The sequence below is a fragment of the Arthrobacter sp. DMZ02-1R genome (genome assembly GCF_057747935.1).
In genome coordinates this window covers 996,161-1,011,790 of record NZ_CM173230.1, presented here as the reverse complement: position 1 = coordinate 1,011,790, position 15,630 = coordinate 996,161, and the positions used below count along the sequence as shown (strand labels likewise).

Genomic DNA, 15,630 nt, shown 5'->3' with positions numbered 1-15,630 from the left:
ACGCGAGCTGCTCCTCCTCAGAGCTTGGGGAGGTTCCAGTCCATCAAGGTGGAGCGGATGAGGAAGCGTTTGCCCTCCGGCGACTCCACGGAGAAGCCGCTCCCCCGGCCGGCCACCACGTCCACGGTCAGGTGCGTGTGCGACCAGTAGTTGAACTGTTCCCGGGACATCCAGAACTCCAAAGGCTGGGGCCGTCCGCTATCGCCGATGTCGAAAAGGCCGAGCAAAACGTCCGAGTCGCCGGTAATGAACTCGCCTGCCGGGTAGCACATGGGTGAAGAACCGTCGCAGCAACCACCGGACTGGTGGAACATGAGCGGACCGTGTTGCTCCCACAACTTCTGGAGGAGTTCGACGGAAACGGCGGTGAGCGCCACCCGGGAGAAGTCTTCCCCGGGCAGCGTCACTGCGGCGTCAAGCCTGTTGTGGGGCATTAGAACCTCAGCACCACGCGGCCGTCGATCTTGGCATGCTTCATTTCATCAAGGACCACGTTGACCTCGGAGAGTTCACGCGTGGACACGGTCGGGTGGATCTTGCCCTGCGCGTAGAAGTCCAGCGCTTCCTCCAGGTCCTGCCGCGTCCCCACGATCGAGCCGCGGACGGTCAGGCCCTTGAGCACAATCTCGAAGATCGGCGCCGGGAAGTCCCCCGGCGGAAGACCATTGAAGACGATGGTCCCGCCGCGCCTGGCCATGCCGATCGCCTGCCCGAATGCCGACGGGTGCACTGCCGTGACCAGGACGCCGTGACAGCCTCCGGTTTCGCGCTGGATGACTTCCGCAGGATCCTCCCGCAGCGCGTTGACCGTGAGCTCCGCGCCGTGCTTCCTCGCCAGGGCAAGCTTGTCGTCGGCGATGTCCACCGCCGCAACACGCAGGCCCATGGCCACCGCGTACTGGACCGCGATGTGCCCCAGTCCGCCGATCCCCGAAATGGTGACCCACTGGCCCGGCCTGGCCTCGGTCATCTTCAATCCCTTGTAGACCGTGACGCCCGCGCACAGCACCGGGGCAACCTCCACGGGATCCGAACCTGCCGGAATCCTCGCGGCGAACCGGCTGTCCACCAGCATGTACTCCCCGAACGAACCGTCCACACTGTAGCCGGCGTTCTGCTGGGATTCGCACAGCGTTTCCCAGCCGGTCCGGCAGAACTGGCAGTCGCCACAGGCGGACCAGAGCCAGGCGTTACCCACAAGGTCCCCGACTGCCAGGTCGGTGACGCCTTCACCGAGGGCCACCACCTCGCCCACGCCTTCGTGGCCAGGCACGAACGGCGGCGAGGGCTTGACGGGCCAGTCCCCCGCCGCGGCGTGCAGGTCCGTGTGGCACACGCCGGTCGTCAAGACCTTGACCAGCGCCTCCCCACGGCCAGGAACGGGAATGGGAAGGGACTGGATCTGAAGGTCTTTTCCGAATTCGGTTACTACGGCTGCTTGCATTGTCGTCGTCATTGGCGAAATCCTTGCGTCGTTGAAGCGTTGGGTTGGTTGGTGCGATTTGAGTGAGGGGTGGCCAGAATGGGTTAGCGGGGAGGGATCTGTGCTGATCCCTCCCCGCCGGGTTTAGTGCGGCCTAGAAGAAGCCCAGCTTGTTTTCGTTGTAGCTGACCAGGAGGTTCTTGGTCTGCTGGTAGTGGTCCAGCATCATGGCGTGGTTTTCGCGTCCGATGCCTGAGGACTTGTATCCGCCGAACGCGGCGCCCGCCGGGTAGGCGTGGTAGTTGTTGACCCAGACGCGGCCAGCCTGGATTTCCCGGCCCGCCCGGTAGGCGACGTTGCCGTTGCGGGACCAGACGCCGGCGCCGAGTCCGTACAGGGTGTCGTTGGCGATGCCGATGGCGTCATTGTAGTCGCTGAACTTCGTCACGGACACCACCGGGCCGAAGATCTCCTCCTGGAAGATCCGCATCCGGTTGTGGCCCTCGAAGATTGTCGGCTGGACGTAGAAGCCGCCGGCCAGGTCACCGTCCAGCTGGGCACGGGCGCCGCCGGTGAGGATCTTGGCGCCTTCCTGCTTTCCGATGTCGATGTAGGAAAGGATTTTCTCGAGCTGGTCGTTAGAGGCCTGGGCACCGATCTGGGTCTCGGTGTCCAGCGGGTTGCCCTGGATGATCGTGTTGGTCCTGGCCACTGCGTCCGCCATGAAGGAGTCGTAGATGCCTTCCTGGACCAGGGCGCGCGACGGGCAGGTGCAGACTTCGCCTTGGTTGAAGGCAAAGAGGGTGAAGCCTTCCTGGGCCTTGTCGTAGAACGCGTCGTTCTGCGCGGCGACGTCGTCGAAGAAGATGTTCGGGCTCTTGCCACCCAGTTCAAGGGTCACCGGGATCAAGTTCTGGGACGCGTACTGGCTGATCAACCGGCCCGTGGTGGTCTCCCCGGTGAACGCAATCTTGCGGATCCGGGGGCTGGAAGCCAGAGGCTTGCCGGCCTCGACGCCGAAGCCGTTGACGACGTTCACCACACCGGCAGGCAGCAGATCGCTGATCAGCTCCATCAGGACAAGAATGGAGGACGGGGTCTGCTCGGCAGGTTTGAGGACGACGGCGTTGCCCGCGGCCACTGCCGGGGCGAGCTTCCACACAGCCATCAGGATGGGGAAGTTCCACGGAATGATCTGGCCCACCACGCCCAGCGGCTCGCGGAAGTGGTACGCCGTGGTGTCCTCGTCCAGCTGGGACAAGTGGCCTTCCTGCGCGCGGATCGCGGAGGCGAAGTAACGGAAGTGGTCTGCCGCGAGCGGGATGTCGGCATTGAGGGTTTCGCGGACGGGCTTGCCGTTGTCCCAGGACTCGGCGACGGCCAACATTTCGAGGTTCTCGTCGATTCGGTCGGCGATTTTGTTCAGGATCGCGGCGCGTTCGGTGGCCGAGGTCTTGCCCCAGGACGGCGCCACCTTGTGCGCGGCGTCCAGTGCCAGCTCAATGTCCTCGGCCGTGCCCCGCGCAACCTCGCAGAAGGCCTTCCCGGTCACCGGGGTGATGTTCTCGAAGTACTGCCCCTTGACTGGGGCAACCCACTCGCCGCCGATCCAGTTCTCGTAACGGTCCTTGAACGTGACCTTCGAACCCTCGGCACCCGGCTGTGCATAAACAGTCATTGCTAGCTCCTTTGCTCCGCATGATGGTGGCTTTGCTATGGCTTCAGCGTAGGAGCGGGGAGGTTGCATGCAGGTTGCAACATTGTGGTCCAGATCACTTTGACACTGGTTCGAGGGCTTGAAGCCTAGAGGCCAGCGGGGAACGCATAGGAGCTCGGAAGCGGTGAGGGCGCCGATCCAAAGGAGAGCACTACCTCGTCGTGGGCTTTGAGAACCACGTCTGTTACTGGAACATCCTTCTTTGAGCCGTTCACGTAGGCTGTCCAGCCGCCGGTTCCGCCGTGCGGTGCTCCGGTGGCGTCCTTGCCGTCCAGGACACCCCATTCGGTGAGGACCTGGCCGAGCGTGTATTTCAGTCCGGCGGTGGGCGCTTCGATGTGGAGGATGCCGGATGTGTCGTGGGTGTGCAGGGCCGAGATTCCGTTCGGCCGCCCGTCGGCCCCGAAACTGAAGCCGATTTCAGCCGGAACGGTGACGGGCTTGCCGTCCACCAGCACGTCCAGATGGACGTGGTAATGCTCGGCGGTACCTTCCGCCGTCAGGATGTCCAGGCCGGCAGCCTTGATCCTTTGCGCGCCCGCGGCTGGATCGAGTTCCCATGCAGGTGCAGCTGTAGTGGCCAAAGCAGAGGCCGTTGACGATGGCGCGGTTTGGGCAGGTGCTCCGCAGGCTGTGACTCCGGCAAGGAGTCCGGACACGGTCAGGGCGACGGCGAGGCGTTTGTTCAACACGGAGGAAGCTTCTTTCGTTTGGCTCGCTTCTACGATACGGGCCGAAACTTCGTATTTGCCGAATGCCACACGGGAGGCCAGCGTCAGGCCGACATCTCTGTTTCCAAGCGTTCGAGCTCGGCGACGACGGCGGCCCGCTTGGGCGAGCGCGGCGGCAGGAGTTTGAGGGCAGCGAGCCGGACATCGACGTCGTTCTTTGCCTCAGGCAGGCCCGCATACTTGAGCAGCGCCTCGGCACTGCCGTCGTTGAGAACCGCCTCACGCAAGAGCGCGGACACCTTCTGGCGAAGCTCCACAATGCCTGGGGCTTCCGAATGCGGCAGGACAGCGCCTTTGTAGATCTCCAGGGCGATGCGGTGGGCACCCCGCTGCAGGCAGGAAAGCACTTGGGCGGCATCCTGGCCGAGGTCGATCGGGAGCCGGTAAGGGCGGGATTCCGGGACCGCGGCGGGATCGAGTTTTTGCAGGACCTTCCGCAGGCGCACCATTTCGGCCCGGAGGGTGACCGTGAAACCATCTCCCGGATACAAGGCCAGCGCCAGTTCTTCGGCGCTGAGACCCTCGGGACGAGTGCCCAGCAATGCCAGGATCTCACTGTGCCTAGCGGAGAGCGGAATGCTGCGCCCTCCTATGCTCAACAGCGCCTGGTCGCGGCCCAGCAGCTGGAGGCTGTTCCGGTACAGTCCGGTTCCCTCTCGGGAGCTTGCGGCGGAAGGCGAGTTCCGCCGTCGGGCAGGCAAAGAGTGCTCAGCGACCGAGAGCTGAAGCCTCTCGATACGCAATTGGGCCTGCGCTGCCGCCACGGTCGCTTCAACGAGGGAAAGCGTGTGGGGTGCGACGGCGGCCTCCGTGCCGGTGATGTCGACGACGCCGAGAAGGGCTCCGGAGTCGGGGTCGTGGAAGGGCACGGCGGTACAGCTCCACGGATGGACGGAGCGTTTGTAGTGCTCGGCGCCGGAAATCTGGATCCCCCGGCCCAACGCGAGCGCTGTGCCGGGCGCGCTGGTGCCAACCGCGGCTTCGGACCAATCCGCGCCGGCCACGAACATCATGCCTTCGGCACGGCGCCTCATCGCTGGATTTCCGTCCACCCACAGCAGCCGGCCGAGCTCGTCCCCCACGGCGACCAGGAGACCACTGTCATAGCTGGGCTGGATGAGGAGCTTCTGGATGACGGGCATGATAATGGCCAGCGGGTGTTGGCGGCGGTATTCCTCGAGCTCGTCCAGGTCCATGGCCACGGGAGCTTCGGGCTGGTCCGGGTTCGCGTTGAGCTGCGCGGATCGCTGCCAGGATTCCTTGATCAGTCTGCGCAAGCCGGGAAGCTCCGTGGCGTCGGGAGGCCCGAAGCGCCAAGTGTCCAGTTGTTCGTGACCTGCGCGGGCATAGCTCTGAAGCAGCTCGGCGGCGTCGCCAACCAGAGCTGCCGGTTGGATCGGATTCCTCATCGAACTCCCAAAACCGGATGCAGCGCAGTACCCACCAGTCTAGTTGTGTCGCGGGACTTTGCCTATGGGCGGCCGGCGTGGAGCAGTTCGTTCAAGGTAATCGCGCCACGCCGCTAGGCGCGGGAGATCCCGATCATGTCCTCGCGCGGGACCACCTTGATGCGTTCGCGTACGACGCCGGTGCCCGGGTTTTCGGCGGTCCATGCGGCACCGAGGGCTACTTCGTGCGCATCGAGCTTGTTCCAGCCTTCCCAGGTGGTGTACTGGATCCCCCGCACTTCCAGGAGATTGATGATGGCCTGCGGGTCCGGGTTTTCGGCCGGGGGTAGCGTGAGGCGGTCCTCCAACAGGCACCCGATGGTCTCCAAGGCGTCGCCCTTCGTGTGCCCGATCAGGCCGACGGGTCCGCGCTTGATCCAGCCCGTGGCGTAGATGCCCGGTACCGGCTTGCCGTCGGCGTCCAGCACCCGTCCGCCGTCGTTGGGGATGACCCCGCGGCGGGCATCGTACGCAATCTCGTCCAGGGGCGAACCGTGGTAGCCGATGGCGCGGTATACGGCCTGGACTGGATAGTCCACGAACTCGCCGGTGCCCTTGACATTGCCCGTGCCGTCGAGCTGCATGCGCTCGAACTTGATGCCGGAGACTTTGCCGGAGCCGTCTTCCGACACAATTTCCACCGGGCTGTGCAGGAAGTGCAGGTGCAGCCTGCGCGAGGAGGGCTGCTCGGCTTCGGCATGTTCCTCGACAAGCCAGTTGGTCAGCGTGTTGACCATGGTCTTGACCTGGTTGTTGCTGCGGATGGCGTCGTCTGAGGCTTCATCAAATTCGAAGTCCTCCGGGTACAGCACAATGTCCACGTCGTTGGAGTGCGAGAGCTCGCGCAGTTCCAGCGGAGTGAACTTGATCTGCGCCGGTCCGCGGCGGCCGAAGACGTGCACATCTGTCACCGGAGATGCTTTGAGGCCGGCATAGACGTTGTCCGGGATTTCGGTCACCAAGAGGTCATCCGCGTGCTTGGAGAGCATGCGGGCCACATCCAGTGCCACGTTGCCATTGCCAATGACCGCCACTTCCTTGGCGTCCAGCGGCCATTCGCGGGGGACGTCCGGGTGTCCGTCATACCAGGACACGAAGTCGGCTCCACCGAACGATCCTTCGAATTCCACGCCGGGGATGTTCAGCTCGGCATCCTTGACTGCTCCCGTGGAGAAGATCACCGCGTCATAGAAAGCCCGGAAGTCATGCAGCGTGAGGTCGCGGCCGTACGTGACATTGCCAAGGAAGCGGATATCGCCGCGATCCAGGACCTTGTGAAGCGCGTTGACGATGCCCTTGATGCGGGGGTGGTCCGGCGCCACTCCGTAGCGGATCAGCCCGTACGGCGCGGGGTATGCCTCGAAAAGGTCGATACTGACCTCGACGTCGCCATCCTTGACCTCGCTGGATTTGGTCAGGATGTCCGCGGCGTACACGCCTGCCGGTCCTGCGCCGACAATGGCGACGCGCAGTGGACGTTTTGAGGTGGTTTCGGCCGAGTTGGACACCGTGAACCCTTCTGAGACGGGAATCCGCCCCGCGTAGTGGGGCGCGCAGTTTCCAATTCTAGTTCTCAGTTGCCAGTTGAATGTCAGCACGTGGCAGGAGTGACCCGGTGAGGCGAGGAAACTCACACAAACTTTCCGGCCGTACGGTCAGGAATACCTTCGCAACATGTGGTGTTCTTGACATTGTGCCTACGCCCGAGCAAACCGTGCCCGCCCTGTCCGCCACCGCTGCGAGCGCAGCTTCTGCATCCGCCGCCGCCGAGGCAAAGAGTGCAAAGAGCGAGACGACGGCGGGTGTCGTGTTCGGCATCGGGGCGTACGGTCTGTGGGGCCTGCTTCCGCTCTACTTCGTGGTGCTGCAACCCGCCGGGGCGGTGGAAATCGTGGCCAACCGAGTGGTGTGGTCGCTCATTTTCTGCGCCCTGCTCATCACCATCACCCGGACCTGGCGCCTCCTCGGCAATGCCTTTAGAGACCGGGCCGTGCTAGGACCGCTCGCCCTGGCTGCGGGACTGATCGCCATCAACTGGCTGACCTACACCTTCGGCGTCACCACCGGGCACGCGGTCGAAGCCTCGCTCGGCTATTTCATCAACCCGCTCGTGTCGGTTCTCCTTGGCGTGTTCGTCCTGAAGGAAACGCTCCGCCCGCTGCAGTGGGCCGCCGTCGGGATCGGCTTCATCGCCGTCGGCGTCCTGACGGTTTCCTATGGAAAGCTTCCGTGGATCGCTTTGGTCCTCGCGTTCAGCTTTGGACTCTATGGATTCGTGAAGAAGCGCGTAGGACCAAAGGTCAACGCCATCACGAGCCTCACGGTGGAGACGGTGGTCCTCGCCCCGATCGCCGGCGCCACCATGATTGTCCTCGGCCTCACCGGGGCCGGGACCTTGGGAAGCAACGGCCCGGGCCACTTCTGGCTTTTGGCATCTTCAGGCATCATCACCGCCGTGCCGCTCCTGTTCTTCGGTGCCTCTGCACGCCGCCTGCCCATGACGACGATCGGCCTGCTGCAATACTTCGCGCCGATCCTCCAGTTCATCGTGGCCCTGGCCGTCCTCCACGAAGCCATGACCCCCGACCGCTGGGTCGGTTTCGGAATCGTGTGGCTGGCCCTGCTGCTCCTGACCGTCGACATGCTCCGCACTGCACGCAAGAACTCTGTCATGAGAAAGCGGGCACGGCTGAGCGCAGCCTGAGCATCGCGCACCTACGGCATCGAGTCCGCACGCTCGTAATCGCGGGGCACCACCACCATTGGCACCGGCAGCGCCCTGAGGATCTTGTTTGCGGTGCTGCCCATGAACAGTTTGCTTCTTTCCGCCAGGCGCGATGAGCCGATGATGACCACTTCGCCGTCGATCCACTCCAAGCTGTCGATCGCTTCTTCAATGCTGCGGCCGTGGGCAACTTCCACGGTCACATCGTGCCCTTGCGGCAAACGGGAGGCAGCGTTGCTGAGGACAGTGTTGGCGTGGCGATGAGCCGCATTGGTAGCCTCGCCTCCAACGTCGGTACCGGCGTCGAGCGTTACCAGCGACACAAGCCGCAGCGGCACGCCACGACGGTTGGCCGCACCGATGGCGGTTGCAATCGCAGCGTCGGCCCCGGAGCGCTGCCCCGTGGCCAAAGTGAACCGGGTGACGGGCTCGGTGCGGTTGAACCCGCGCGGCGCCAGGGCCACCGGAACCGGCGAAGCATGGAGCAGCCCGTTGGCCACGCTGCCTACCGTGAACCTCTTGAACAGACCATTCCTCGACGCACCCACCACGATCAGTCCAGCGTCGGTCCCTGCGGCCTGGATCAGCCCCGATGGGAACGATTCAGCAGGCAGCGCACGGAAGGTGGCCTCGACGTCGTCGGGCACTAACGCGAGGCTCTGGGCTTGCGCGGTCAGGACAGTCTGTTCAGCGGGAGTTGCGCCCGTGCTTTCGGGGTACAGCCCCGAGTAGGGAGTGTGTGCGTCCACGACGTATACAAGGTCCAGCACCGCGTCCTGCGCGCGGGCCAGGGATGAGGCCAGGGCAACGGCGTCCGCGCCACGTTCGTTCGGCGTGTAGCCAACTACATATCGCATGAAGACCCCTTTGTCGACGGCGAATTCCAGGACCCGTCCGGGGAATCCGGGCAACGTTGGCCGGTCTGGATTCGCTAGCTAGGCATGACTCTACCTGCGGAACTGCTTCCCACACCCGGACATGCCCGTTCTTAAATGCCAAGGATGGACATAGTTGCACTATGTCCATCCTTGGCACGCAGAGGTGGGCATGTCCACCTTGTGGCTAGGCGTTGGCCTTGATGGCCGCCGCAAGGACCTCGAGTCCGTCGAGGAGCAGTTCGTCGCTGATGACCAGCGGCGGCAGCAGGCGGATGACGTTGCCGTAGGTGCCACAGGTCAGGATGATGACGCCTTCTTGGAGACACGCGGCAGCGACGGCCTTGGTCAGTTCGGCGTTCGGTTCCTTGGAGCCGGCCTGGACCAGTTCGATTGCCAGCATGGCACCGCGGCCGCGGACGTCGCCGATAACAGAAACTTCAGCCGCGAGTTCACGCAAGCGGCCGAGGGCGATCTCCTCGATGTGGCGGGCGCGGGCGTTGAGGTCGTGCTGCTCCATGGTGCCGATGGCAGCAAGGGCTGCGGCACAAGCAACCGGGTTGCCGCCGTAGGTGCCGCCGAGGCCGCCCGGGTGGACGGCGTCGAGCAGGTCTGCGCGGCCGGTGATCGCGGACAACGGGAGGCCGCCGGCAATGCCCTTGGCCATGGTGATGATGTCCGGGACAACACCCTCGTGGTTGACGGCGAACCATTCACCCGTGCGGCAGAAACCGGACTGGACCTCGTCGGCAATGAAGACGATGCCCTTTTCCTTGGCCCATGCGGACAATGCCGGCAGGAAGCCTTCGGCCGGGACAATGAAGCCGCCCTCGCCCTGGATCGGCTCGATGATGATCGCCGCAACCTGGTCGCCGCCGATCTGCTTCTCGATCATGGTGATGGCGCGTTTGGCGGCCTCGGCACCGGTGATCTCCGGGTTTTCCTCGCGGAACGGGTAGCTCATCGGCATGCGGTAGACCTCGGGCGCGAACGGGCCGAAGTTGGTCTTGTACGGCATGGCCTTGGCGGTGAGCGCCATTGTCAGGTTGGTGCGGCCGTGGTAGGCGTGGTCGAAAGCGACGACGGCGTCACGGCCGGTTGCCAGGCGTGCCACCTTGACGGCGTTCTCCACTGCTTCGGCGCCGGAGTTGAAAAGCACGGTGCGCTTCTCGTGGTCCCCCGGGGTGAGGCGGTTCAGCTGCTCGGCGACGGCAACGTAGCCCTCGTACGGGGTGACCATGAAGCAGGTGTGGGTGAAGTGCGCTGCAGCGTCCTGGACGGCGGCGACGACGGCGGGGTCGGAGGCGCCAACGCTGGTCACGGCAATGCCGGAACCGAGGTCGATGAAGGAGTTGCCGTCGACGTCGCGGATGATCCCGCCGTCGGCGTCCTCAACGTAGACCGGCACGCCCGAAGAGACGCCGGCAGCGACGACGGCCGCGCGGCGCTGGTTCAGGGCCTGGGACTTGGGGCCGGGGAAGGCGCCGTTGATGCTGCGCTTCTGGTCCAGGCGGTACGTGATTTCATGTGCTGTTGCGGTCATGATGGTTCTTTCTTTCTTGCTTATGCGTGCCGTGTGCCGTGTGCCGGCTAAGGGGCCACGCCGGCAGGGTTCCCTGGCCGAAGCGGAGCGAGGTTAGGGTACCGGTGGGGATCAGGCATCAAGTGCAGACATGACGTGCTTGATGCGCGTGTAGTCCTCGACGCCGTACATGGACAGGTCCTTGCCGTAGCCGGACTGCTTGAAGCCGCCGTGGGGCATCTCAGCGGTCAGCAGGATGTGGGTGTTGATCCACACCGCGCCGAAGTCCAGGTCGCGGCTCATCCGCATGGCGGTGCCGTGGTCCGTGGTCCACACGCTGGATGCCAGGGCGTATTCGACGTCGTTGGCCAGCTCAAGTGCCTCGGCCTCGGTGGTGAACTTCTGGACGGTGATGACCGGGCCGAAGGTTTCCTTCTGGACGACGTCGTCAGTCTGCTTGGCACCCGTGATGATGGTGGGCTCGAAGAAGAAACCCTTGTCACCCGCACGGTGGCCGCCGGTTTCGATCTTGCAGTTGGCCGGGAGGTGCTCCACCACCGAGTTCACGGCGTTGAAGTGGTTCACGTTGTTGAGCGGGCCGAAGTAGTTCTCCTCGTCGTTCTGCGAACCGGTGTGCAGCGTCTTGGTGTGCTCCACCATCGCGGCGACCATGTCGTCATGGATCGAATCTTCGATCAGCACGCGGGTGATGGCCGTGCAGTCCTGGCCCGCGTTGAAGAAGGCGAATTCGGCGATGGCCGCGGCGCTCTTCTTGATGTCGGCGTCCTTGAAGACGATGGCAGGGGCCTTGCCACCGAGCTCCAGGTGGGCACGCTTGAGGCCCTTTGCAGCCCCACTGGCCACGGCAATACCAGCGCGTACGGAACCGGTGATCGAGACGAGGCCCGGGACCTTGTGTTCGACCATCATGGAGCCGGTGGCCGCGTTGCCGAGGACCACGTTGAGAACGCCGGCCGGGAAGATCTCGCCTGCCAGCCGCGCCAGGACCAAGGTGGATTCCGGAGTGGTATCGGAGGGCTTGAGGACAACAGTGTTGCCCGCGGCGAGGGCGGGGCCGATCTTCCAGATGCCCATGAGGAACGGGTAGTTCCACGGCGCAACCTGAGCTACGACACCGATCGGTTCGCGGCGGACGTACGAGGTGTGACCCTCGAAGTACTCGCCGGCAGACTTGCCTTCAATGATGCGCGCGGCGCCGGCGAAGAAACGGAGCTGGTCTGCACCAGCGGCAACTTCCTCGGACGCGATGAGGGCGCGGACCTGGCCGGTGTTGCGGTGCTGTGCCTCGACGAGTTCGTCGCTGTTGGCCTCGATGGCGTCAGCGAGCTTGAGCAGCATGAGCTGGCGTTGGCCCGGCGTGACATGCTTCCAAGACTTGAAGGCTTCCTTCGCCGCGTTCATGGCAGCATCGACGTCGGCCTCTGTGGAGATAGGCGCACGAGCGACAATCTCCCCGTTGGTGGGGTTCACGATGTCGAGCAGTTCGGTGCCTGCCGGCGTGACGAACTCGCCGTTGATGAAGTTCTGCAAGGTTTGGACCACGGTGTACAACCTCTTTCGGTGTCTAGGCATTGGTTGCAGCTGCTCCGAGCCTATGCCAGCACCCCGCGGCGCGGAATAGTCAAATGCACACCCTGACCACCACGACTTAGTGCGAATGACCAGTGCCGGGATATCCTTTTTGGCATGGCAATGTCAATCGCCGCGCTCGTCGCCGTCCCCTCTCTTCGGCTCCGTAAAGCCGGCCTCGCGGAAACCACTTGGAACGAAGATATCCGCTGGGTGGCCGTGACCGAGCAAGAGGATCCCCAACGCTTCCTCAATGGCGGCGAGTTGATCCTGACCACCGGGCTCAGGCTCAATGGAGCCGCGGAACAGCGCCGCTTTGTGCGCCAGGTCCAGCGCGCGGGAGCAGTCGGCATAGGCTTCGGCACCGGGCTGACCCACGAGGCCGTGCCCCCTGCCCTCATTGCGGAGGCAAACCGCTGGGGACTGCCCCTCGTGGAAGTACCGTACGAGACCCCCTTCATCGCCATCGGCAAACTCGTCGCCGATTCCCAATCCGCTGACCACTACTCCAAGCTGGAACGCCTCATCGCCGGCCACCAGATCCTCGCCCGGGCACTGCTGACCGGTGGCGGGCTCGGCGAATTGCTCAAGCAGTTGGGCAGCATGCTCCGGACCGACATCGCGCTCACGCAGTTCAGCGCCCAGCTTTACAACAGCGTGGCCGGCAACCCCGCGCCGACGGCTGACGACTGGGCTTCCTTCCCGATCCCGACGGGCCGCCGCGACGCGTGCACCCTATGGATCAAACAACCCTTCGGCGACACCGGAATTGTCGGTTATGCCCAGAACCTGATCAGCGTGGAACTCAACAACATGGTCAAGCAGCGCCAAAGCCAACGGGCTTTGGCGGGCCAAGTGCTGGACGACGTCATCCACGGAACCCTGGACACGGTCGAAGCCACCCGCCGCCTGGCCGGCGTCGGAATCAATACCACCCGCAAGAATGTGGTGCTGCTGGTGGTCTCCGCCGCCCACCACAAACAGCTCGGCACTACCTCCCTGCCGCAGTCCCTCGACGGCGGGGTGACCGCCGTCGTCGGGAAGGATCTGGTGACGGTGGTGCCCGACGACGGTAGTTCCGCGAGCGCGCTGGCCAAGGATCTCAGCGACCACCTTTTGGAAGCGGGGATCCACGCAGTGATCGGAATCGGTGGCGCCTACACCAAGCCGAACGGCGTGCGATGGAGCTACTTTGAAGCGCGCGACGCCGTCGCGCGCGGGCTGCCGGTCAACGAACCTGAGCGGCTCAGCCTGACGTCGCTCCTGCTCGCGAGCGAGGACGTGCCACTGGCGGACATGGCCAGTGAAGCCCTCACTCCCCTTCGCAAGTTCGACGCCACCCACGGCTCCGAGCTCGTTTCAACCCTGGAAAGCTACCTCAACCACAACGGTTCGGTCGCGGCCGTCGCCGAAGCCCTGACCCTGCACCGAAACACGGTGCGGTACCGGCTGGCGCAAATCACGGACCTCACCGGCTACGACCCCGCCCAGACGCCGGACCGGGTTCAGCTGTGGCTTGCCCTGGCGGTGCAACGGCTGGGATCGCGCAACCCTCGGTAGCCCGGCTTCACGGAGATTTCCACCACAAAACTTCCCAACGCAAACGTCAAACGTCTAACCTTTAGATATGGCCTCTACTCACCCGACACCACACGCAATGGAAGCAACGACTGTGCCGGGCCCCGGCGGAACCGCGGCGCCGAAATCCCGTGTTGTCGCCGTCGTCGGGATCATCGCGGTCGTCCTCATCGGGCTGAACCTACGCGCCGGCATTACCAGCGCGGCGGCGCTGTTCCACGATTTGCAGGCATTCCTCGGCTACGGGGCGCTCGTGGCGTCGATTCTTCCGTCTATCCCCTTGCTGTGCTTCGCCGTCGCGGGGCTGGGCACCACCTGGCTGTCGCGCCGGATCGGCGTCGAAAAGTCGATCTTCGTGGCGCTAGCGATGCTGGCTGCCGGTCTCCTGGTCCGCAGTATCCCCGCAACCGGCGCCCTCCTTGCCGGAACGGTGCTGGCGATGTCCGGCCTGGCGGTATGCAACGTGGCCATGCCGTCGTACATCCGTGAGCACTACGCGGCGATGACGTCCATGATGACCGGCCTCTACACCTTCACCATGTCCGGCGGCGCGACGTTCGCCGCTGCGGTCAGCGTGCCCCTGGCGCAGCAACTCGGCTCGCCGTCGATGGGTCTGGCCGCATGGGGGATACTTGGCGTCGCCGCACTTCTTGGCTTCCTGCCTATGGTCCTCCACGCCCACCGCTCGTCGCGCAAGGCCAGCCAGGAACACGTTTCAATGTGGCCTCTCCTGCGCACTCGGCTGGGATTGCTGATCACCTCCATCTTCACGCTGCAGGCCTTCCTCGCCTATGCCGTGATGAGCTGGTTCGCCTACATTTTGACCAGCCAAGGACTCAGCGCTTCCGAGAGCGGCCTGCAGTTCGGGCTCATGCAGCTGGTTTCGGTGGCCGCGGGCATGATTCTCCTGGCCATCGGCTCCCGGCCAGGCATGATGCGGCCCGCTCTTTATCTGGGCAGCGGGACAACGCTGGTGGCAATCCCCGCCATGCTGTTGCTGCCGACGTCGCTCGCCGCCGTTCCCGCGGTGATGTTCGGTTTCGGTCTGGGCATCTTCCCGCTGGTCCTGGTGATCATTAGCCGCAGCGGGCGTACGACGGCGGAAACCACCGCCATGTCCACCGTCGCCCAATCGGTGGGCTACTTGATCGCGGCATTGGGACCATTCGGCATGGGGGTGCTCCACAGTGCTACTGGTGCCTGGACGCTCCCCCTTGCGCTCCTGGCCGCGGTAGCCCTTGCCCTTATGGTGACCTGCCACTTGCTGACCAGCAAGCGCACGCCGATCAAGGCCGGACCGAGGCCGGTCGCATGAGCCTGATTCCTTCGCACCGGCCCGTCCTGGCCGACGAGGTCACCAGCCAGCTGCGCGGCATGATCCAGTCCGGAGAGTGGCCCCTGCAGGAGAAAATTCCGGCTGAGCCGGAGCTCATGGCCTCGCTCGGAGTCTCCCGCGGCACGCTCCGCGAAGCCATCAAAGCCTTGGCGCACAGCGGCATGCTCGAAGTCCGCCGCGGCGACGGCACCTATGTCCGCGCCACCAGCGAGATCTCCGGCGCCGCCCAGCGGATGTACAAGGAGCACACACAGGAGCACGTGGTCGAGGTCAGGGTGGGGCTGGACACCCAGGCCGCCCGGCTGGCCACGAAGCATGCCACGGGCGAGGATATCGCCGTCATGCGGGCCCTTCTCCAAGTTCGCCACGACGCGTGGCTCGCGGCCGACTACCCCGCATGGGCCCGCGCGGATTGGGATTTCCACGAACGGGTGGCACTGGCTTCGGGCAATCCGTTGCTCCACCAGCTGTATGTGTCCTTCGGTGGGGTCTTCCACGACGATCTCCTGCGCCAGCAGCGCAAGGCTGGCTTCAACGGCATTCCTCACGAAGGCCACGACGAGCTCGCCGACGCCATCGAGGCGCGCGACGAGGCTGCCGCCGTCGCGAGCGTGTACCGCAACCTGGACTTCGCCGCGGAGTGGCTCAACAGCTGACGCCCGCTCACATCTGTCGGACTTTTTCC

At 64.5% G+C, this 15,630-nt stretch carries 13 protein-coding genes; 4 read left to right on the top strand and 9 right to left on the bottom strand.

Going from position 1 to position 15,630, the window contains the following annotated elements; translation table 11 throughout:
• Positions 1-17 precede the first annotated feature (17 nt).
• From AC3ANQ_RS04740 to AC3ANQ_RS04715, 6 genes are all read right to left on the bottom strand, one after another.
• Positions 18-434 (bottom strand): DUF779 domain-containing protein, encoded by a 417-nt coding sequence (locus AC3ANQ_RS04740; protein WP_488304053.1) that lies wholly within the window; start codon positions 432-434, stop codon positions 18-20.
• Positions 434-1,456 carry an alcohol dehydrogenase AdhP gene (adhP, locus tag AC3ANQ_RS04735; RefSeq protein ID WP_488304052.1) on the bottom strand — a complete coding sequence of 341 codons (1,023 nt, stop codon included), beginning with the start codon at positions 1,454-1,456 and terminating at the stop codon, positions 434-436. The genes AC3ANQ_RS04740 and adhP overlap by 1 nt, the downstream gene beginning before the upstream one ends.
• 121 nt (positions 1,457-1,577) lie before the next feature.
• Complete coding sequence (gene exaC, locus AC3ANQ_RS04730) at positions 1,578-3,101, bottom strand: acetaldehyde dehydrogenase ExaC (protein ID WP_488304051.1); 1,524 nt, start codon at positions 3,099-3,101, stop codon at positions 1,578-1,580.
• A gap of 125 nt (positions 3,102-3,226) precedes the next feature.
• On the bottom strand, positions 3,227-3,832 hold the full coding sequence (locus tag AC3ANQ_RS04725) for a hypothetical protein (protein WP_488304050.1): 606 nt from the start codon (positions 3,830-3,832) through the stop codon (positions 3,227-3,229).
• Positions 3,833-3,915: 83 nt separating this feature from the next.
• Positions 3,916-5,280 (bottom strand): GAF domain-containing protein, encoded by a 1,365-nt coding sequence (locus AC3ANQ_RS04720; RefSeq protein WP_488304049.1) that lies wholly within the window; start codon positions 5,278-5,280, stop codon positions 3,916-3,918.
• 113 nt (positions 5,281-5,393) lie between these two features.
• Positions 5,394-6,827 (bottom strand): FAD-dependent oxidoreductase, encoded by a 1,434-nt coding sequence (locus AC3ANQ_RS04715; RefSeq protein ID WP_488304048.1) that lies wholly within the window; start codon positions 6,825-6,827, stop codon positions 5,394-5,396.
• A 215-nt stretch (positions 6,828-7,042) separates the two neighbouring features.
• Between AC3ANQ_RS04715 and rarD the strand changes: the two genes are divergently transcribed.
• Positions 7,043-8,023: an EamA family transporter RarD gene (gene rarD / locus AC3ANQ_RS04710; protein WP_488305260.1), complete on the top strand. Its 981-nt coding sequence runs from the start codon at positions 7,043-7,045 to the stop codon at positions 8,021-8,023.
• An 11-nt stretch (positions 8,024-8,034) separates the two neighbouring features.
• Here the strand turns inward: rarD and AC3ANQ_RS04705 are convergent, their stop codons facing one another.
• The 3 genes from AC3ANQ_RS04705 to AC3ANQ_RS04695 all read right to left on the bottom strand — a co-directional run bounded on the left by AC3ANQ_RS04705 (position 8,035) and on the right by AC3ANQ_RS04695 (position 12,004).
• Positions 8,035-8,901: a universal stress protein gene (locus AC3ANQ_RS04705; RefSeq protein WP_488304047.1), complete on the bottom strand. Its 867-nt coding sequence runs from the start codon at positions 8,899-8,901 to the stop codon at positions 8,035-8,037.
• Positions 8,902-9,106: 205 nt separating this feature from the next.
• Positions 9,107-10,462: a 4-aminobutyrate--2-oxoglutarate transaminase gene (gene gabT, locus AC3ANQ_RS04700; protein WP_488304046.1), complete on the bottom strand. Its 1,356-nt coding sequence runs from the start codon at positions 10,460-10,462 to the stop codon at positions 9,107-9,109.
• 111 nt (positions 10,463-10,573) lie between these two features.
• A complete protein-coding gene (locus AC3ANQ_RS04695; RefSeq protein WP_488304045.1) occupies positions 10,574-12,004 on the bottom strand; it encodes a gamma-aminobutyraldehyde dehydrogenase in 1,431 nt (476 codons plus the stop codon).
• Between the two features lie 144 nt (positions 12,005-12,148).
• Between AC3ANQ_RS04695 and AC3ANQ_RS04690 the strand changes: the two genes are divergently transcribed.
• From AC3ANQ_RS04690 to AC3ANQ_RS04680, 3 genes are all read left to right on the top strand, one after another.
• Positions 12,149-13,591: a PucR family transcriptional regulator gene (locus AC3ANQ_RS04690; RefSeq protein ID WP_488304044.1), complete on the top strand. Its 1,443-nt coding sequence runs from the start codon at positions 12,149-12,151 to the stop codon at positions 13,589-13,591.
• A 67-nt stretch (positions 13,592-13,658) separates the two neighbouring features.
• Positions 13,659-14,924, top strand: coding sequence for an MFS transporter (locus AC3ANQ_RS04685; RefSeq protein WP_488304043.1), 1,266 nt, complete (start codon positions 13,659-13,661; stop codon positions 14,922-14,924).
• Positions 14,921-15,601 carry a FadR/GntR family transcriptional regulator gene (locus AC3ANQ_RS04680; protein ID WP_488304042.1) on the top strand — a complete coding sequence of 227 codons (681 nt, stop codon included), beginning with the start codon at positions 14,921-14,923 and terminating at the stop codon, positions 15,599-15,601. The genes AC3ANQ_RS04685 and AC3ANQ_RS04680 overlap by 4 nt, the downstream gene beginning before the upstream one ends.
• Positions 15,602-15,630: the final 29 nt, after the last annotated feature.